Genomic DNA, 18,914 nt, shown 5'->3' on the forward strand with positions numbered 1-18,914 from the left:
GCCGATGACCCTGACGCGGGATGACATACGGACGCGGGCCCGCCGCCTGGGCCGCCCGCGCGGCTTCACCCTGAACCCCTTCAGCATCCTGAAACGGCTGTTGCCGCGCACGCTGTTCGGCCGGTCGCTGCTGATCATCACCACGCCGGTGATCCTGGCCCAGGCCATCGCCACCTTCTATTTCTACGACCAGCATTGGGAACGGGTGACCAACAACCAGGCCTTCGGCGTGGCGGGCGAGATCGCCATGACCATTGAGCAATTGGGCCGGGACCAGAGCGACGCCGACCGGGGCGCCACGCTGGAGATGGTGACCCGCACCACTGACCTGATGGTGACCTTCCGCCCCGGCGAACGGCTGGCCGGCCATCATCGCCAGCATCTGCACGGCATCCTGGAACACACGCTGGGCCGGGCGCTGGATGAAAAGGTGGGCCGCCCCTGGGCCATCGACACCCACGTCGCCCACGAATGGTACGGCATCAACATCCAGCTACCGGACGGCGTGTTGCACGTGCTGTCGCCCGAACGCCGGCTGTTCAGCTTCACCAGCTGGGTCTTCATCCTGTGGATGGCCGGCAGCTCGCTGCTGCTGTTCACCATCGCCATCATGTTCATGCGCAACCAGATCCGCCCCATCCGCCGCCTGGCCATCGCGGCGGAGGCCTTCGGCAAGGGGCGCGACACGCCCCTGTTCAAGCCGGAGGGCGCGTCCGAGGTGCGGCAGGCGGCCACGGCCTTCCTGCAGATGCGCGAACGCATCCAGCGCCAGATCAGCCAGCGCACCGAGATGCTGGCCGGGGTCAGCCACGACCTGCGCACGCCCCTGACCCGCATGCGCCTGCAACTGGCCATGCTGCCCGAGGCGCAGGAGGTGGAGGAGCTGAAGACCGACGTGGCCGAGATGGAAACCATGATCGAGGCCTATCTGGCCTTCGCCCGCGGCGAGGGGGCGGAACCGCCCAGCCCCACCGACGTCTGCGCCCTGCTGGCCGACGTCGCGGCCAACGCCCGCCGTGAGGGTCGTTCGGTTGAACTGACCCTGCCCGACGCGCCCATCATCGTGCCCCTGCGCGCCAACGATTTCCGCCGTTGCGTCGCCAACCTGGTGGGCAACGCCCTGCGCTACGCCGGCAGCACCTGGATCACCCTGCAGCGCCAGGGGGGGCACCTGTACGTGCTGGTGGACGACGACGGCCCCGGCATCCCGCCCGATGCGCGGGAAGAGGTGTTTCGCCCCTTCCATCGTCTGGACGGGTCGCGCAACCAGGCCACCGGCGGCGTCGGCCTGGGCCTGGGCATCGCCCGCGACATCGCCAACCGCCACGGCGGCAACGTCCTGCTGGAAGACAGCCCCAAGGGTGGCCTGCGCGCGGTGATCCGGTTGCCTGTATAGTTTTGTTCAGGCCGCTTGGGGCGAACGAAAGCGAAGGGCAAAAAACAAAGGCGGCGCCCCGCGAGGGACGCCGCCTGAACTTGCAGCCTGAAGCTTAAAAGTTTCAGTGCTTGGCCTTCGCGATGGCGGCCTTCACTTCCTCGATGCTTTCCTTCACGCGGTTGGACAGCACGTCGGCGGCCTCGCTGTTGGACTTGGCGATCAACTCGGCCAGTTCCTTGACGTTGGCCAGGGCCTTCTCAAAGGCGGTCTTCACCAGTTCGGCCTGCTTGGCGACCTTGTCTTCCGGGCTGCCGGCGGACAGGAAGTCGGAGACGACCGACGAGGTCTCTTCCAGGCTCTGGCGCAGGATCTCGGCCTGGCGGCGCAGGACGGCCTGGATGCCTTCAACCGCCAGCTGGTTCGCGGCGGTCACGGCCTCAATGTTCTTGCGCTGGGCGGCGACGAAGGCGTCGACGTCGATGCCGGGCACCTTGTAGTCGGCCAGCGTCTTGGTGAAATCCACCTTGGTGAATTCCGCGAACTTGGTGGGGTCGAAGAACTTCGTCAGATCGAAATCCAGGAACGGATTGGTCGCCATAGTGTCAGATCCCTATACGGCTCACGCCGCTGCGGTGCGGCAATTCCGACGGAATAATGCGCGGGGTAGTCCAGCCGGTCAATGGTTTTTGTGCGGTGCACAATAAACTCTTTTGGCTAATACGCCCCGGCCAGGGCACGCTATAGATCAAACCGGCTAGATCAAAACCCGGCGCAGTCCTTTGCGCCTAGGCGACGTCCACCACCCGCGCGCCGGCCAGTCGCGCCAGCACGTCGGGCGCGATCGCGAAGACCGCGTTGGGCGTGCCGGCGGCGGCCCAAACCGCGGGAAAACCCAGCAAACGCTTGTCAAACAGGGTGATGGGGGTGACCGCATGCCCCAGCGGCGGCACGCCACCGATAGGGTAACCGGTGGTCAGCCGTACGAATTCCGGATCCGCCCGCAGCAGCCGGTCGCCGTTCAGGGTGTCGGCCAGGACACGCGCCACCAGCGCCTCGTTGATGCGGGTGGCGCCGGACGCCACCACCAGGACGGGTGCGTTCTTTTCGCGCATGCGAAAAACAATTGACTTGGCGATCTGTGCCGCATCGCAACCAATCACGGCCGCGGCCTCCGCCGCCGTGCGGGTGGTGGCCGCGAATTCCACCACGTGGATGGGTTGGCCCAAATCATTCAAAAGGTTCTGGATCTTCTGGGCACTGGGGCTGAGCGGACCGGCCATGGCGTCGTCAACCGGCCAGTTCACGGGACCGCCGCGCGGCCTCATGCACCGCGCGGGTCATGAGGGCGGTCAGGCCACCCTCCTTCGCCATCAACACGTCCAGGGCCGCCTGGGTCGTGCCGTTGGGACTGGTGACGTTGACACGCAACTGGGTCGCCGTCGTCTCCGGCGTCCGGTACAGCAACTCGCCAGCCCCCGTCACCGTCGCCCGCGCCAGGCGCAGCGCTAGGTCGGCCGGCAGGCCCGCCGCCTGGCCGGCGCTCGCCAGCGCTTCCACCATATGGAAGACGTAGGCCGGGCCGCTGCCTGACACGGCGGTGACAGCGTCGATCATACCCTCATCACCCACCCACACCACCTCGCCCAGGCCGGACAGCAGCCGGTGGCACAGGTCGCGTTGGCCGGGGGAGACGGCATCGGTGGCGTAGGCGCCGGAAATGCCACGGCCCACGGCCGCCGGGGTGTTGGGCATGGCGCGCACCAGGGCCGCGTCGCGGCCCAGCACCTGCTGGAAATAGCCGATGGTCTTGCCGGCGGCGATGGACAGGAAGACGGCATGGCGGGCGAACGGCGCATAGGCCGGCAACGCCTGGTCCATCACCTGGGGCTTCACCGCCATGACGACGGCGGCGGGGCTGAAATCGGCCGGAACGCCGGACGCATCAGCCACCACCAGGGTATCGCCCTTCACGGGCATGGACACGGCCGCCGGATCGACGACGACCACACGGCGGACGGTGCCCGCCACCTGCCAGCCGGCCAGCATGGCGCCGCCCATCTTGCCGAAGCCCACCAGCAACAAATCAACCGCCGTCATCCCCGCACCTTCTTATTTCCGTCAAACAGGGTCCCGGGGTGTGGGCTGTATCAAGCTTCGCCGAGCGTGTCCAGGATGGCGGCGGAAACCGCGTCCGCCGCATTCTTGCCGCCCCAGATCACGAACTGGAACGCGGGGTAGTAACGCTCACACTCAGCCACCGCGATTTCCACCAGATCCTCGATCTGCTCCACACTGGCGGCACGGGTGCCGCGCAGCAGCAGGGTCTGGCGGAACATGGGCGTGTGTTCCTCGCTGCAGACGTCGAAGTGGCCCAGCCACATCTTGCTGTTCACCTCGGCCAGCAACTCGGTCACCGCCAGCTTGCGGGCCGGCGGCACCTTCATGTCGAACTGGCAGGAGAACTGCATGGCGCTGACTTCGTTTTGCCAAACGAAAAACAGCCGGTAGTCGCACCACCGGCCGTTGATCTCAACGATCATCTCATCGTCGCTGGCGCGCTCGAACGGCCATTCGTTGGCCGTGACGATCTCCTCCACAATGTCGAGGGGATTGTGGGTGGTGCTGCTTGTCTCAACGGCGAGTGCCGACATGATACGCCCTCCTGTCGCGCGCGATGGCAAGGGACGACCCTTCCACCCCGGCGTCGCGACCGGAACCCTTCCGGTCGGTGACTCAAAATCTGGTACTGCCGGGCGAGGAAGCTACCAGGGGTACGGTGCCAGATGGGACATGCCCCCGCAACCGTCTTATGCCCTAACCAACCGCGCCGCAACCGGGCGCCAGAAGCCTGGCGCCCGCCCCCGCAAGGGGAAATCCCCCACCCCACAAGGGCTTGTGGTTGCGGCACAAAGGCCGGGACCGGAGGATCAGTCCGCCTTGCCCGGGGCGGCATCGGCCGGGGCAGCGCCACCGGCAACCTTGGCCACCAGCGACTCAAGGTGGGCCACCCGGTCCAGCAACGCCGCCTGCACCGCCGTCAGGCGGGCGATCTCATCCTCCTGCGCACGGGCGCGGGATGCCATTTCCTTCACCGCCTCGAACTCATCGCGGCGCACCATGTCCATGCCGCCCAGCACACGCTCCAGGCGCTGCCGGACGTGGGTTTCCACCTCGTTCTTCAGCCCAGCCACGGCGCCCATGGCGCCCCCGGCCACGCGGGCCAAATCGTCCAACACCTTGTTGTCGACCTGCATTTTTCCATCCTCGACTGTCGCCGGCGCCACCCCGCATCATGCGGAAACGGGGTGAAGGGAAGCGCCGCCGTAAGCCGCCATTATCGCCGCCGCCATTCGCAGGTGCAACAGCGCCTTGGCGGCAGGCCCGGGGCCCCGGCCACCATCGCCGGGATTACCAAACCCGGCTGGGTATGCGGGGCATAATCGGCGCCGGTTGCGGGGGCGGGTGCCTGACCCTATAAAGCGCTGGGCGGACACTTGGCCCCGCAGGACCCTATCCGGCCATCTGGTGCGGACGGGACGGCGGGACAAGGGCCGCATCGGCACCGCTGGCGAGACCAGCGCCCGTCGCATGACTTTGCCCGCCACATATTTGACTTGGGGATATCCGGAACGCCATGGCCCTCGCCTTTCCCGACATCAGCCCCACCATCGTGGAGATCGGCCCCTTCGCCCTGCGCTGGTACGCGCTGGCCTATATCGTGGGCGTGGCGCTGGGTTATCGCCTGGCGCTGGGCATGACCCGCCGCCAGGGCGGACGCCCCACGACGACCGAGTTGGACGACTTCCTGGTCTGGGCCGTCGTCGGCGTGCTGGCGGGCGGGCGCATCGGCTTCATCCTGTTCTATAACCTGGATTATTACCTGGCCCATCCGCTGGACATGGTGAAGGTCTGGAACGGCGGCATGTCCTTCCACGGCGGCATGACAGGCGTGGCGGCGGCCATCCTGCTGTTCGCCTGGCGGCGGGGCTTCAACCCGCTGGCGCTGGGCGACCTGGCCGCCGTGGCCGCCCCCATCGGCCTGTTCCTGGGCCGTCTGGCCAACTTCGTGAATGGCGAGCTATGGGGCCGCCCCACCGACGTTCCCTGGGCCATCATCTTCCCCAACCCCGCCGCCGGCGGCCTGCCCCGCCACCCCAGCCAGCTGTATGAGGCGGGGTTGGAGGGCATCGTGCTGTTCACCGTGCTGTATTGCCTGTCGCGGATACCGGCGGTGCGTGACCGCACCGGCACCCTGACGGGATGTTTCCTGATCGGCTACGCCTTGTGCCGCATCACGGCGGAGTTCTTCCGGGAGCCCGACATCCAGGTGGGCTTCCTGCTGGGCGGCGTGACCATGGGCCAGATCCTGTCCATTCCCATGGCGCTGATCGGCGTCGCCCTGGTGGCCATCGCCCGCCGCCGCGTGCCGGTCGCCGCCTGATGCCGGGCGAAACGCCCGGAACGCTGGCCGACCTGCTGCGCCGGCGCATCGGCCGGGAAGGCCCCCTGCGGCTGTCCACCTTCATGGGGGAGGCGCTGGGCCACCCCACGCTGGGTTATTACATCACCCGCGATCCCTTGGGCGTGGCCGGCGACTTCACCACCGCGCCTGAGATCAGCCAGATGTTCGGCGAACTGCTGGGCCTGTGGTGCGCCCAGATGTGGCTGACCCTCGGATCGCCCGAGCGTGTGCATCTGGTGGAACTGGGGCCCGGGCGCGGCACCCTGATGGCCGACGCCCTGCGCGCCATGGCCCGCGTACCCGGCCTGATCCAGGCCGTGCGCGTGCACATGGTGGAGATGAGCCCCCCCTTGCGGGCCCGCCAGCGGGCGACGCTGGCCGCATTGCCCGCCGCGGCCCAACCGCCGACGCCCGTCACCTGGGCCGACAGCCTGGCCGATGTGCCTGAAGGCCCCCTGCTGCTGCTGGCCAACGAGTTCTTCGACGCCCTGCCCATCCGCCAGATGCAGAAGACGGAACGGGGATGGGCGGAACGGTGCATTACGTGGTTGCCGGAAGACAACCGCTTCGCCTGGGTGCTGGACGGCGGCGCCGGTGCCGACCTGCTGGTCCCGCCGGACCTGCGCGACAGTGCGACGGGCAGCGTGGTTGAAATCTGCCCCGCCGCCCTGACCGTGGCGGGGGAGATCGGGCGCCGTTTGGCGACGGCGCCGGGTGCCGCCTTGGTGGTGGATTACGGCTACGACGCGCCCGCCCTGGGCGACACGCTGCAGGCGGTGCGGGCCCATGCCTACGCGCCGGTGCTGGACGATCCCGGCCTGGCCGACCTGACGGCGCATGTGGATTTCCGCACCCTGGCGGCCACCGCCGTTGCCGCCGGCGCCCTGGCCCACGGGACCGTGGACCAGGGCGACCTCTTGCTTCGCCTGGGCATCCGGCAGCGCGCGGCCACCCTGAAGCGCGCCGCCACCCCCCCCCAGGCCCATGCCATCGACCTGGCGCTGGACCGGCTGACGGCACCGGCGCACATGGGCCGCCTGTTCAAGGCCCTGGCCCTGACCACGCCCGGCTGCCCCGTGCCGCCCGGCTTTGACCCCACAGAAGGCTGAGCCCCCATGACCCCGCCCACCTTCCTCACCCTGGACGCGCTGGCCCGGCCGGGCATCCGCCATGGCTATTTCGGCCGGCGTGACGGCGTGTCCACCGGCCTTTATGCCGGGCGCAACGTCGGCTATGGCTCCAACGACGAGGTGGAACTGGTGCGGGAGAACCGGGCGCGTGTCACCCGGGACCTGGACCTGCCGGCCAAGGCGCTGGTCACCGTCCACCAGATCCACAGCCCCACCGTGGCGGTGGTGGACCAGCCCTGGCCGCGAGAGCAGGCGCCCCAGGCCGATGCCCTGGTCACCCGCCGCCCGGGCGTCGCGCTGGGCATCCTGACCGCCGATTGCGTGCCCGTGCTGTTCGCCGACCCGGCGGCGGGCGTGGTGGGCGCGGCACACGCCGGCTGGAAAGGCGCCTTCACCGGCGTGCTGGAGGCAACGGTGAAGGCCATGGCCGACCTGGGCGCCGACCCTGCCCGCATCGTCGCCGGCGTCGGCCCCCACATCGGACGTGACTCATATGAAGTGGGGCCGGAGTTCAAGGCCCGCTTCGTCGAGGCCGACGCCGCCAACGACCGCTTCTTCTCCCCCGGCCGGCGTCCCGATCACCCCCTGTTCGATATCGGCGCCTATGTCGGCCATCGCCTGGCGGGCATCGGCCTGGCCCAGGTGGTGCACACCGGCCATGATACGGTTGAGGAAGAGGATGAGTTCTTCAGCTATCGGCGCGCCACACTGCGCAAGGAACCGGATTATGGCCGTCATATCAGTGTGATAGCACTGTCGCCCATCCCATGAGGCCAGCCGTGGCGCATGCGCCACACCCGCCGTGTCGCGCATGCCCCCTGTGCCCTGGCGGCGGGGGGCGGCGGTTTACAGCCCAGGGTCCGCTTGATATGGTCCGCGCGCCTTTATGAAGGTATGAAGACGCTCTGGCGTCGCCCACTTCCTACTTAAAAGAGCGCGCCATGAAGCTCATCGCCGGCAACAGCAATCGGCCGTTGGCCGAGGCCATCTCGGTTTGCCTGAAGGTTCCGCTGACGAAGGCCACCATCCGGCGCTTCAGCGACATGGAAGTGTTCGTGGAAATCCTGGAGAACGTCCGCGGCGAGGACGTGTTCGTCATCCAGTCCACCTCATACCCCGCCAACGACAACCTGATGGAACTGCTGGTCACCATCGACGCCCTGCGTCGTGGCTCGGCCCGGCGCATCACGGCGGTGCTGCCCTACTACGGCTACGCCCGCCAGGACCGCAAGACCGGTCCCCGCACCCCCATCTCCGCCAAGCTGGTGGCCAACCTGATCACCACCGCCGGCGCCAACCGCGTGCTGACGATGGATCTGCACGCCGGCCAGATCCAGGGCTTCTTCGACATCCCCACCGACAATCTGGTGGCCGCCCCGGTGTTCGTGCAGGACATCGAGGCCACCATGGGTCGCGAGAACCTGATGATCGTGTCGCCGGACGTGGGCGGCGTGGTGCGCGCCCGCGCCATCGCCAAGCGCCTGGACGCGGACCTGGCCATCATCGACAAGCGGCGTGAGCGCGCCGGCGTGTCGGAGGTCATGAACGTCATCGGTGACGTCACCGGCCGCGACTGCATCCTGGTGGACGATATCGTCGACAGCGCCGGCACCCTGTGCAACGCCGCCGTCGCCCTGAAGGAGCGTGGCGCCAAGTCCGTGCGCGCCTACGTCACCCACGGCGTGCTGTCGGGCGGTGCCGTCGCCCGCGTGGCCCAGTCCCCGCTGGAGGCGCTGATCACCACCGACAGCATCCAGGCGACCGAGGCCGTGCGCGTGTCGCGCAACGTCCGTCACCTGACCGTCGCCCCGCTGATCGCCGAAGCCATCGAGCGCATCAGCCACGAGAAGTCGGTGTCGTCGCTGTTCGACTGACGCTGAATTCAGCACCCGAAGTCTTAGGAAGGCGGCCACATGGCCGCCTTCTTGACTCTCCGGCTTGACTCTGGAGCCACGCGCGCATACACCCGCGCATTCCGACCGCGTCAGCACCCCTGGAGGCTGGCGCATTTTCTTAAGGAGAGTACCATGACCCAGATTATCGCGCTCGCCGCCGAGGCGCGGAACGGGGCAGGCAAGGGGACCGCCCGTCAGACCCGCCGCGATGGCCGCATCCCTGCCGTGATCTACGGCAACAAGGAAAAGCCGGTGACGATCTCCCTGGAGGCCGTCTTCTTCACCCGCGTTCTGCACAAGCCGGGCTTCTTCACGCACCTGTACGACGTGACCGTCGATGGTGTGACCACCCGCACCCTGCCGCGCGACGTCCAGTTCGACCCGGTGACGGATCGTCCCCTGCACGTCGACTTCCTGCGCGTCAGCGACACCACCGAAATCGTGGTGAAGGTGCCGGTTGAGTTCACCGGTCACGAAGCCAGCCCGGGCCTGAAGCGCGGCGCGGTGCTGAACATCGTCCGCCACGAAGTGGAACTGCACGTCCGCGCCAACAACATTCCGGAGCACCTGACGGTGTCCCTGGATGGTGTCGACGTCGGCGCGTCCATCCACATCAGCAGCGTGAAGCTGCCGGAAGGCGCCCGTCCGGTCATCGACCGCGACTTCACCATCGCCACCGTCGCCGCTCCCTCGGGCCTGAAGTCCGAAGAGAACGCGGCCGCGGCTGCCGAGGCCTGATAAACGATGCGGTTGGTGGTCGGCCTGGGCAATCCCGGCCCGGAATATGCCGGCCACCGCCACAACGTCGGCTTCATGGCGGCGGACGAGCTCGCCCGCCGCCATCGGTTCGGCCCCTGGAAGAAACGCTTCCAGGGGCTGATCACCGAGGGGCAGATCGGCCCCGAAAAGATCTACCTTTTAAAACCGCAGACCTTCATGAACCTGTCCGGCCAATCGGTCGGGGAGGCGATGCGCTTTTACAAGATGACGCCCGAGCAGGTTATCGTCCTCTACGACGAGCTGGACCTGCCGCCCGGCAAACTGCGCGTCAAGAAGGCCGGCGGTGCCGGCGGCCACAACGGCATCCGTTCCATCGACGACCATATCGGCAAGGATTACTGGCGCGTGCGCCTGGGAATCGGCCATCCGGGCGACAAGAACCTGGTGCACGGCTGGGTGCTGTCCAACTTCGCCAAGGCCGACCAGACCTGGCTGCCGCCCTTCCTGGACGCCATCGTCGACGACTTCGCGCTCATGGCCGAAGGTGAATCCGAAAAATTCCAGAGCCGCATCGCCCTGGTGACCCAGCCGCCCAAGCCCAAGGCGGAAAAGCCGGCCAACGATAAGCAGGCCGGCCCGCGCTGAACGGGCGGCCGCCGCCATCAACTCAAAGCATTTCAGCGGCAAAGCCGCTTAGCCCGCGACTGCGGGCGCCGGAGTTTTGCGGGGAGCGTCAGCGGACTGCAAAACGAGGACAGCCAAACGGCCGGAGGCCGCGCCCGGCGCCTGAGGGCCAAGCATCAAGCCACGATATCCAGCAGGCGCTGGCTGTTCTCATCCACCGTCTTGGCCACCTTGGTCAGGGCCTTGAAGGTCAGGGCGTCGGTGCTGAGGCTGACCACGTCCGTCGGGTTCACGCCACCCTGTGACGACGCGATGGCCGTGGCGTCACGATCCACGCGGGCGCTGGCGTTCTGAAGCCCCTGGGTGATGGCGCTATAGGCGCTGGTGGCGGAAATGCTGCTCATGGCCTGGAATATAGCATCGACGCCGCGCCTGGACCAGGGGTGGACCCGCAGCCTCAGTTTTGCGGCGGCACCACCAGCAGAGTGACCGTGGCGGCCTGGCTGTTCGACACCTGTAACTGATAGGTGCCGGCGGCCAGGCCGAAATCCACCACCTTGTGGATGCCGGAACAGTTGGGGCCGTGACGGTGGCTGGTGGAGTCCAGCGACTTGGCCCCCGCTACCACATCGATCCAGGCCCCGCCGTCCAGCGCGATGCGATAGGGGCCGGCCACCGTCACCGTGAAGGCCACGATGCCGGCATAGGTCTTGTCCTCCGCCGGCTTGGGCGGGGCCACAGCCAGCGTCACATCTTCCTTGGGCGCCAGCGTCACCCGCGCCGGCGTGCCGGGCGTCACGGCAGGTACGGCGTCACCACCCTTGGCCGCAGTCACCGGCACGGCGGTCAGGCCCCAGGCCTTCAGATCCGCCGGCCATTCCACCGCGACGCCCTTGCAGGACGGATCGGTCGGCGCGGCCGCCTTTTCGGCCATGCCCTGGGGGACCGCCTGCGCCCACGCGGACGAGGCCGCCGTCAACCCGATCGCCAGAACCAACGCGCAGCGCTTCATCACCCGCTTCCCTTCCCCAATGCCAGCCACATCGCTGTATATCCGCTGATATAACGGCCCGACATGACACCCTGGCAAGGAAATCGGCGCGCCACCGATAATGGCAAGGGACAACCTTAGCGAAAAAACGCCGCCATCCGGCCCTATCCCCGCAGCATCCCCACCCGGTACTATCCATGCGGCCGATGGGGCTGTCTTTTGGGGAACTGGATATCTTGGCCAAGGATCCGCACGCGCGGCTGCGCGCCGCAACGCTCGCCACCGCTCTTTGCCTACTCGTGCCCCGCCTGGCCATGGCCCAGGCGGCGGAGCAGCCTGCCGCCGAGCCTGCCCAGGAAATGACGGTGACCGCCAAGCAGGAGTTCGGCCACACCTCCTACCGCGAATTGGCCGACACGCTGAAGGTGCTGGACCAGCTGGGGAACAACGGCCATCACCTGCGCCTGGCGCTGAAGGTGATGTTCCAGGAGGGAAAGACCGGCCCCCAGCCCATCGAAATCTGGGCGGTGCATGATGGCCGGGAAGAAGCGATCGAATCCACCCCCGACGGCTATTTCCACCTGCCCTACCGGCCCGATTGGGCGGCGGCGGATGCCAAGCTGGTCAGCAACCAGGCCAAGGACACGCTGAGGGCGCATCTGGCGCTGGAGGTGGAAACCGAAGACGGCCAGCCGGTGCCCTATGTCGAACTGCGCCAGGGCGCCAAGCTGCTGGACCGGGCGATCGAAGAATTCGTCGGCCCGGTGATGGGCTTCATCGTGCCGGGCATCGACCAGTTCACCTTCAGATGCGGACCGGAGGACCATTGCCACGTCACCGCCAGCCTGGACAGTGGCGACGCGCTGGAGGCCGACGACAAGGGCCAACCCATCCTGGAATTCAGCCGCAAGCTGGAACGCCGCAACCCCGGCCTGCGCCTGGCCGTCGCGGCCGACGAGGGCACGACCGGTCCCACCCATCTCTACGCCGTGCCGGTGGCGCATCTGTTCTGAGACCTGGCACCCGACGCGGACATGTCAATCCGGCGTGCGTGGATATCTGCCCGGGATGTCGGCCGTCTCATCAAAAAGGGCGAGAACCAGCGGCGGCTGGGCGCGATAGGCAAACCAGTAGCGGTGCACCTTGATCCAAGCCACATCGGCCTGAGTCAGCCATGGGTAAGGCCGTGGTGCCGGCAGGCCCTTGGCCGGCTCGTTCAGGATGAAACGCTCAGCCTCATCCACAGCGTCCGCCAGTTTCTCCAGGGCCTGCAGCCACAACCGCTCTTCAAAATAGTCCTGAAGGGACGCGAGTTGGGCCTCGGCCTCAGCGGAGAAGTGGATCAACGCCGGACGGGGCCGCGCTCGGCGGCATAAGCGTCCGCCTCTTCCGACCGCGCTTTCAACCGGGCAATGCCCTCGCGCAGACGGGCCCGCACGGTCTCAGCCGGAACGACCCTGCCGGCAGCGACATCAGCCTCGGCGCGCGCCAAGGATTCGCCCCACGCGCGGGCGATATGGTTCATGCGGTCCTGATCGGAGCGTTCGGTCATAAAGGAATGATAGAGGGATTGGCTCCCGGAATCCATCAACCTTGAGTTAGGGGCGGGACCTTGCGATCCCACCCCCATCCTCAATCAAGGCCCTCAAACGAAGCCGTTGTCCTTGGCGACCTTGGCGTACCAGTGGCCGCTGTCCTTGATGGTGCGCTTCTGGTTGTTGGCATAATCGACGTAGACCAGGCCGAAACGCTGGGTGTAGCCCTGCGCCCATTCGAAATTGTCCATCATGCTCCACGCGTGGTAGGCGCGGACGGGGGCGCCGTCCTTGATGGCACGGGACAAGGCGGCGAAGTAGGCCTTCATGTAGGTGATGCGCGCCTCGTCCTTCACGTGGCCGTTCACCAGCGGCGTGTTGTAGGAGGCGCCGCTTTCCGTGATCTCGATCGGGCGGTTGCCCACCACCTTGGCCATGCGCACCAGGGTGTCGTGGAAACCGTCGGGATCGATGTCCCAGCCGATGTCGGTCTTGGCGTGCGGCCCCTCGCCCCACTGGTGGTCGGTGTTCAGACCGGGGACGCCATTGCCCTCGGGCTTATCCGCCACCACCCAGCGGGTGTAGTAGTTGAGGCCGACGAAATCGTAGTCGCCGCGCATGGTCTTCTCGTCGCCCGATTGGAAGCCCAGCAGGGCGTCGCGCTGGTCGGCCGGCAGCACGTCGGGGTAGGTGCCGTCCAGCACCGGCTGCAGGAACCACAGGTTCAGGAAGCGGTGATACCGCTCGGCCGCGGCCTTGTCGGCTTCGCTGTCGGTGCGTGGCACCATGTTGGCGACGTCGCAGACGCTGCCGACCTCCAGCTTCGGGTCCACCGCCTTCAGGGCGCGGAAGGCCTTGCCCTGGCTGAGATTCACCACGTGAGTGGCCTTCAGCATCTGCAGCGGGTCCTTGTGACCCGGCGCGAAGATGCCTTCCCAATAGCCCAGGTGGGTGAAGGTCTTGGGCTCGTTCAGGATGGCCCAATGCTTGATGCGGTCGCCCAGGGCGCGGCCCATGATGTCGGCATATTCGGCCAGGCGGTCGGCGGTGTCACGGTTGGTCCAGCCGCCGGCGTCATCCAGGGGCTGGGGCAGGTCCCAGTGGTAGAGCGTGACCAGCGGGCGGGCGCCCGCCTCCAGCGTCGCGTCGGTCAGGCGCTTGTAATAGTCCAGGCCGGCCTGGTTGACCGCCCCCTTGCCGTCCGGCTGCACCCGCGACCAGGCGATGGAGTAACGATAGCTCTTCAGGTTCAGCTGGCGGATGAGGGCCGCGTCTTCCCGGTACTTGTGATAGCTGTCGCAGGCGACGTCGCCCGTGTCGTTGTTCTTGATACGGCCGGGCTGGCGCACAAAGGTGTCCCAGATGGACGGGCCCTTGCCATCGGCGTTCCAGCCGCCTTCCACCTGGTACGCGGCGGTGGCCGCCCCCCACAGGAAGTCCTTGGGAAAGTCCACCTTGGCGGCCTTGGCGGCGGCGAAGGCCATGCGCCCGGTCATCCCCCCGGCAGCGCCCAGGGCGGCCATGGCGGCCGTGCCCTGTAGCAGGGCGCGACGATTGATCATGCTGTCTACACTCCGTTCCTAGTGGCGCCTCATCCCCCCGGTTCCCCGCCTATGGGCGCTCATCCCACCACGGATCCGGTATCGGCTGTCAGGCAAGGCCAGGGCGTGCGCCGGTGTATGCGGTTCCACACGAGTGGGAACGGTACCCAGCTTTGGTTTTTGTCATGCCCTTCCTCCCGGAACGACTTGTAACCCATCACGGACAACGCTGTCACACGCGATGTGACCGCTAGCACGCCGGAAGATGCCCTTGTCCGATGGGCTTATATTTAACAATCCCGTCTTGGAAATTTAATTGCCTGCGCATGGCACCTTTGTGAAAGAGGTGTCTGCATCACGTGGCGTGAAGGTTGTACACGCTTCCGGCCTTATGCATTAATCTCGCGACTGAATTTGGGGAAAGACCGCACATGACCCTGCCGGGTTCGCCTCGCATCGTCTTCTTGGGGAATCTACCCCTTTGGTGTGGAGGGGACCGGTGACGGCCGCGGCGGCGGCCACCGGGGCCAAGGGCGCTCGCCGGGGTCAGGGTTTCCTCGCCCCCACCATCCTGCCGGGTTTCGGCACGGCCTTCGGTTTCACCCTTTTCTACCTGTGCCTGATCGTCCTGATCCCGCTGGGCCACATGGCATTGGTGGCGGCCGGTGTGGGCTGGACCAAGTTCTGGTCCATCACCCTGGCGCCGCGCGTACTGCACGCCTTCTACATCAGTTTCGGCTGCGCGTTCGTGGCGGCCCTGGTCAACGCCGTGTTCGGCCTGATCGTGGCCTGGGTACTGGTGCGTTATCGCTTCCCCGGCCGGCGCATCATCGACGCCATGGTCGACCTGCCCTTCGCCCTGCCCACGTCGGTCGCCGGCATCGCCCTGACGGCGATCTACGCCCCCAACGGCTGGATCGGTTCCTTCGCCAAGGCGGCGGGGTTCAAGATCGCCTTCACGCCGCTGGGCATCGTCATCGCCCTGGTGTTCGTCGGCCTGCCCTTCATCGTGCGCACGGTGGAACCGGTGCTGCAGGATCTGGATGCCGAGGTTGAGGAGGCGGCGGCCTCATTGGGCGCCACCCGCTGGCAGACCTTCACCAAGGTGCTGCTGCCCGCCATCCTGCCGGCGCTGCTGACCGGCATCGCCCTGGCTTTCGCCCGCGGCGTGGGCGAATACGGTTCCGTCATCTTCATCGCCGGCAACATCCCGGCGGTGTCGGAGATCGTGCCCCTGCTGATCGTGGCGCGGCTGGAACAGTTCGACTACGCCGGCGCCACGGTCATCGCCACGGCCATGCTGGCCGTCTCCTTCCTCATGCTGCTGGGCATCAATTTCCTGCAGCGCTGGACCCGGTCGCGCCATGCCCGCTGATCCCCATACCCGCCGCCCCGCCGTGGGCGAGGGCCCGCTGCTGCGGGCGGGCCTGATCGTCGTGGCCATCCTGTTCCTGGCGGCCTTCCTGGCCCTGCCGCTGGCGTCCGTCTTCACCCAGGCCCTGGCCAAGGGTGTGGGCGCCTATTTCAAGGGACTGACCGATCCCGACGCCTTTTCCGCCGTCAAGCTGACCCTGCTGGTGGCCGTCATCGCCGTGCCGCTGAACCTGGTGTTCGGCGTGGCTGCCAGCTGGGCCATCGCCAAGTTCCAGTTCCGGGGCAAAAGCTTCCTGCTGGCCCTGATCGACCTGCCCTTCTCCGTCTCGCCCGTCATCTCGGGCCTGGTCTATGTGCTGCTGTTCGGGCTGCACGGATCGCTGGGTCCCTGGCTGCGCGACCATGATGTCCAGATCATCTTCGCCGTGCCCGGCGTGGTGCTGGCCACCGTGTTCGTCACCTTCCCCTTCGTGGCGCGCGAACTGATCCCCCTGATGCAGGAACAGGGCGTGGAGGATGAGGAGGCCGCGATCGTGCTGGGCGCCAGCGGCTGGCAGACCTTCCGCATGGTGACCCTGCCCAACATCCGCTGGGGCCTGCTGTACGGCGTGCTGTTGTGCAACGCCCGCGCCATGGGCGAATTCGGCGCCGTGTCGGTGGTGTCCGGCCACATTCGGGGCAAGACCAACACCATGCCCCTGCATGTCGAGATTCTGTACAACGAATACAATTTCGTGGCCGCCTTCGCGGTGGCCTCGCTGCTGGCGCTGCTGGCGCTGGTCACCCTGGCGGCCAAGGCGGCCCTGGAATGGCGCTTCGCCGACCAGATCGCCGCCGCGAAGCGCTGAGGCGGCGACAATGAAGAACCAAAGAACGGGCGGCGCGCATGGCCATTGAAATCCGCGATGTGGAAAAAAGCTTCGGCACGTTCACAGCCCTGGGCGGCGTCAGCCTGGAGGTGCGCTCGGGCGAGCTGCTGGCCCTGCTGGGCCCCAGCGGGTCGGGCAAGACCACCCTGCTGCGCATCATCGCGGGCCTGGACCATGCCGACGCGGGCGAGGTCAGCTTCGACGGGCAGGACACCCGCGACCGCGCCGCGCGTGACCGCAAGGTGGGCTTCGTCTTCCAGCACTACGCCCTGTTCCGCCACATGACCGTCTTCGACAACGTGGCCTTCGGCCTGCGCGTCAAGAAGAAGGCGGAACGCCCGGCGGAAATGGACATCCGCCGCCGCGTGACCCAGCTGCTGGAAATGGTGCAGCTGTCGCACCTGGCCACCCGCTATCCCAGCCAGCTGTCGGGCGGCCAGCGCCAGCGCGTGGCCCTGGCCCGCGCGCTGGCCATCGAGCCCAAGGTGCTGCTGCTGGATGAACCGTTCGGCGCGCTGGACGCCAAGGTGCGCAAGGATTTGCGCAAGTGGCTGCGCCACCTGCACGACGACATGAACATCACCTCCATCTTCGTGACCCATGACCAGGAAGAGGCGCTGGAACTGGCCGACCGCGTGGTGGTGATGAACCAGGGCCGCATCATTCAGGTCGGCACCCCGGCGGAGGTGTACGACACACCGGCCGACAGCTTCGTCTTCGATTTCCTGGGCGGCGTGAACCGCCTCAACGGCGTCATCGAGGGCGGTGTGGCCCACCTGGACGGCCGGCCGGTGCAGGTGGACGGCGATGTCGGCGCCGACGGCCCGGCGCTGATCTACGTCCGCCCCCACCAGGTGGAACTGAGCCCGGCCCGATCGGACGGCGCCGCGGTCGATGGCAAGTGGAGCGCCCGCGTCAGCAGCCTGCACGCCGCCGGCCCCGTGGCCCGGCTGGAGCTGGACCTGTCCGGCCGTGCGCTGGAAGCGCAACTGTCCCGCGACCGCCTGAGCGATCTGGCGCTGGACGTGGGCAGTTGGTGTACGGTTGACTTCCGCCATGCCCGGGTGTTTCCCGCCAAGGGTTAGGGACCAGGGGCTGACGGCACTTTTTGAGGCGTTCGATCATGGATGGGCAGACGGTGGACCTCACGGCGTTGATGCAGGATCTGGGGACGCGCGCGCGCGCCGCCTCGGCCCAGCTGGCCCTGACCACGCCGGAGCAGCGCGTCGCCGGACTGCGCGCCGCCGCATCCGCCCTGCACGCCGACGCCGCCCTGGTGCTGGACGCCAACGCCCGCGACATGGCCGCTGCCGAGGCCAAGGGCCTGACGCCCGCCCTGCTGGATCGCCTGCGCCTGGATGCCGGCCGGCTGGAAGGCATCGCCAAGGGGCTGGAAGATGTCGCCGACCTGCCCGACCCCTTGGGCGCCGTTCTGGCCGACTGGACACGCCCCAACGGCCTGCGCATCCAGCGGGTGCGCGTCCCCCTGGGCGTCATCGGCATCATCTATGAAAGCCGGCCCAACGTGACGGCGGATGCCGGCGGCCTATGCGTGAAGTCCGGCAACGCCGCCATCCTGCGCGGCGGGTCGGAGAGCCTGCATTCCTCGACAGCCATCGTGGCCGCCATACGGCGTGGCCTGGTGGCGGTCGGCCTGCCGGCCGATGCCGTGCAACTGGTGCCCACGCCCGACCGCGCGGCGGTGGGCATCCTGCTGACCATGACGGATCATGTCGACGTCATCATCCCGCGCGGCGGCAAGTCGCTGACGGCGCGGGTGGCGGCGGAATCGCGCGTGCCGGTGATCAAGCACCTGGACGGCATCTGCCACATCTATATCGACAAGGCGGCCGATGCGGCCATGACCAGGGCCGTGGCCCTGAACGCCAAGATGCGGCGCACCGGCGTCTGCGGCGCCATGGAAACCCTGCTGGTTCACCGCGACGTGGCCGCCAGCCACCTGCCCGGCCTGATCGACGACCTGATCGCCGCTGGCTGCGAGGTGCGGGGAGATGAGACGGTGCAGGCCCTCGATGCCCGCGTTCTGCCCGCCGACGATGCCGACTGGGACACCGAATATCTGGACGCCATCCTGTCGGTGAAGACCGTGGACGGCGTGGATGAGGCCATATCCCATATCGAGCGCCACGGCAGCCACCACACCGACAGCATCCTGACGGAGGATGCGGCGGCGGCGGAGCGTTTCCTGAGCCGGGTGGACAGCGGCATCGTGCTGTGGAACGCCTCCACCCAGTTCGCCGACGGTGGCGAATTCGGCTTCGGGGCGGAGATCGGCATTTCCACCGGCAAGCTGCACGCGCGCGGCCCCGTGGGTGCCGAACAGCTGACCAGCTACAAATACGTCGTGCGCGGCGCCGGCCAGACCCGGCCCTGA

Annotated in this window: 22 protein-coding genes; 12 read left to right on the plus strand and 10 right to left on the minus strand. The window is 67.5% G+C overall.

Annotated elements, in window-relative coordinates; translation table 11 throughout:
• The first annotated feature begins 4 nt into the window (after positions 1–4).
• The gene (locus tag PW843_18020) at positions 5–1,396 is read left to right on the plus strand and encodes an ATP-binding protein (GenBank protein MDE1148486.1); all 1,392 of its coding nucleotides are present in this window, start codon (positions 5–7) and stop codon (positions 1,394–1,396) included.
• Positions 1,397–1,499: 103 nt separating this feature from the next.
• Here the strand turns inward: PW843_18020 and PW843_18025 are convergent, their stop codons facing one another.
• From PW843_18025 to PW843_18045, 5 genes are all read right to left on the minus strand, one after another.
• On the minus strand, positions 1,500–1,976 hold the full coding sequence (locus PW843_18025) for a phasin family protein (protein ID MDE1148487.1): 477 nt from the start codon (positions 1,974–1,976) through the stop codon (positions 1,500–1,502).
• A gap of 187 nt (positions 1,977–2,163) precedes the next feature.
• Positions 2,164–2,682, minus strand: coding sequence for a YbaK/EbsC family protein (locus tag PW843_18030; protein ID MDE1148488.1), 519 nt, complete (start codon positions 2,680–2,682; stop codon positions 2,164–2,166).
• Positions 2,666–3,475 (minus strand): pyrroline-5-carboxylate reductase, encoded by an 810-nt coding sequence (gene proC / locus PW843_18035; protein MDE1148489.1) that lies wholly within the window; start codon positions 3,473–3,475, stop codon positions 2,666–2,668. Before proC ends, PW843_18030 begins: the two co-directional genes overlap by 17 nt.
• Positions 3,476–3,525: 50 nt before the next feature.
• Positions 3,526–4,029, minus strand: coding sequence for a YbjN domain-containing protein (locus tag PW843_18040; protein MDE1148490.1), 504 nt, complete (start codon positions 4,027–4,029; stop codon positions 3,526–3,528).
• Positions 4,030–4,305: 276 nt separating this feature from the next.
• On the minus strand, positions 4,306–4,632 hold the full coding sequence (locus PW843_18045; GenBank protein MDE1148491.1) for an accessory factor UbiK family protein: 327 nt from the start codon (positions 4,630–4,632) through the stop codon (positions 4,306–4,308).
• Between the two features lie 380 nt (positions 4,633–5,012).
• Here PW843_18045 and lgt point away from each other — a divergent pair, with 380 nt between their 5' ends.
• The 6 genes from lgt (at position 5,013) to pth (ending at position 10,230) form a co-directional block, all read left to right on the plus strand.
• Positions 5,013–5,819 carry a prolipoprotein diacylglyceryl transferase gene (gene lgt / locus PW843_18050; GenBank protein ID MDE1148492.1) on the plus strand — a complete coding sequence of 269 codons (807 nt, stop codon included), beginning with the start codon at positions 5,013–5,015 and terminating at the stop codon, positions 5,817–5,819.
• On the plus strand, positions 5,819–6,949 hold the full coding sequence (locus tag PW843_18055; protein MDE1148493.1) for an SAM-dependent methyltransferase: 1,131 nt from the start codon (positions 5,819–5,821) through the stop codon (positions 6,947–6,949). Before lgt ends, PW843_18055 begins: the two co-directional genes overlap by 1 nt.
• Positions 6,950–6,955: 6 nt before the next feature.
• A complete protein-coding gene (pgeF, locus tag PW843_18060) occupies positions 6,956–7,741 on the plus strand; it encodes a peptidoglycan editing factor PgeF (GenBank protein ID MDE1148494.1) in 786 nt (261 codons plus the stop codon).
• Between the two features lie 170 nt (positions 7,742–7,911).
• Complete coding sequence (locus tag PW843_18065; protein ID MDE1148495.1) at positions 7,912–8,844, plus strand: ribose-phosphate pyrophosphokinase; 933 nt, start codon at positions 7,912–7,914, stop codon at positions 8,842–8,844.
• A 153-nt stretch (positions 8,845–8,997) separates the two neighbouring features.
• Positions 8,998–9,603: a 50S ribosomal protein L25/general stress protein Ctc gene (locus PW843_18070; protein ID MDE1148496.1), complete on the plus strand. Its 606-nt coding sequence runs from the start codon at positions 8,998–9,000 to the stop codon at positions 9,601–9,603.
• A gap of 6 nt (positions 9,604–9,609) precedes the next feature.
• On the plus strand, positions 9,610–10,230 hold the full coding sequence (gene pth / locus PW843_18075) for an aminoacyl-tRNA hydrolase (GenBank protein MDE1148497.1): 621 nt from the start codon (positions 9,610–9,612) through the stop codon (positions 10,228–10,230).
• A gap of 155 nt (positions 10,231–10,385) precedes the next feature.
• Here the strand turns inward: pth and PW843_18080 are convergent, their stop codons facing one another.
• Together PW843_18080 and PW843_18085 are read right to left on the minus strand one after the other, a co-directional pair.
• Complete coding sequence (locus PW843_18080) at positions 10,386–10,613, minus strand: hypothetical protein (GenBank protein ID MDE1148498.1); 228 nt, start codon at positions 10,611–10,613, stop codon at positions 10,386–10,388.
• Positions 10,614–10,666: 53 nt separating this feature from the next.
• The gene (locus tag PW843_18085; protein MDE1148499.1) at positions 10,667–11,221 is read right to left on the minus strand and encodes a hypothetical protein; all 555 of its coding nucleotides are present in this window, start codon (positions 11,219–11,221) and stop codon (positions 10,667–10,669) included.
• 215 nt (positions 11,222–11,436) lie between these two features.
• On the opposite strand from PW843_18085, the gene PW843_18090 reads away from it, so the two are divergent.
• The gene (locus PW843_18090) at positions 11,437–12,213 is read left to right on the plus strand and encodes a DUF2987 domain-containing protein (GenBank protein MDE1148500.1); all 777 of its coding nucleotides are present in this window, start codon (positions 11,437–11,439) and stop codon (positions 12,211–12,213) included.
• A 24-nt stretch (positions 12,214–12,237) separates the two neighbouring features.
• Here PW843_18090 and PW843_18095 read toward each other — a convergent pair whose 3' ends face one another.
• The 3 genes from PW843_18095 to PW843_18105 all read right to left on the minus strand — a co-directional run bounded on the left by PW843_18095 (position 12,238) and on the right by PW843_18105 (position 14,297).
• Complete coding sequence (locus PW843_18095; protein MDE1148501.1) at positions 12,238–12,546, minus strand: hypothetical protein; 309 nt, start codon at positions 12,544–12,546, stop codon at positions 12,238–12,240.
• Positions 12,543–12,752 (minus strand): hypothetical protein, encoded by a 210-nt coding sequence (locus PW843_18100; GenBank protein MDE1148502.1) that lies wholly within the window; start codon positions 12,750–12,752, stop codon positions 12,543–12,545. Before PW843_18100 ends, PW843_18095 begins: the two co-directional genes overlap by 4 nt.
• A gap of 93 nt (positions 12,753–12,845) precedes the next feature.
• Positions 12,846–14,297: a GH1 family beta-glucosidase gene (locus tag PW843_18105; GenBank protein ID MDE1148503.1), complete on the minus strand. Its 1,452-nt coding sequence runs from the start codon at positions 14,295–14,297 to the stop codon at positions 12,846–12,848.
• A gap of 547 nt (positions 14,298–14,844) precedes the next feature.
• Here PW843_18105 and cysT point away from each other — a divergent pair.
• Genes cysT through PW843_18125 form a run of 4 tightly spaced genes read left to right on the plus strand, consistent with a single transcriptional unit; the run spans position 14,845 to position 18,914 of the window.
• The gene (cysT, locus tag PW843_18110) at positions 14,845–15,651 is read left to right on the plus strand and encodes a sulfate ABC transporter permease subunit CysT (GenBank protein MDE1148504.1); all 807 of its coding nucleotides are present in this window, start codon (positions 14,845–14,847) and stop codon (positions 15,649–15,651) included.
• Entirely contained in the window at positions 15,641–16,498 is an 858-nt protein-coding gene (cysW, locus tag PW843_18115) for a sulfate ABC transporter permease subunit CysW (protein ID MDE1148505.1), read from the plus strand. The genes cysT and cysW overlap by 11 nt, the downstream gene beginning before the upstream one ends.
• A 38-nt stretch (positions 16,499–16,536) precedes the next feature.
• Positions 16,537–17,604, plus strand: coding sequence for a TOBE-like domain-containing protein (locus PW843_18120; GenBank protein ID MDE1148506.1), 1,068 nt, complete (start codon positions 16,537–16,539; stop codon positions 17,602–17,604).
• 38 nt (positions 17,605–17,642) lie between these two features.
• The gene (locus PW843_18125) at positions 17,643–18,914 is read left to right on the plus strand and encodes a glutamate-5-semialdehyde dehydrogenase (protein MDE1148507.1); all 1,272 of its coding nucleotides are present in this window, start codon (positions 17,643–17,645) and stop codon (positions 18,912–18,914) included.

This window comes from Azospirillaceae bacterium, assembly GCA_028283825.1.
Lineage (GTDB): Bacteria > Pseudomonadota > Alphaproteobacteria > Azospirillales > Azospirillaceae > Nitrospirillum.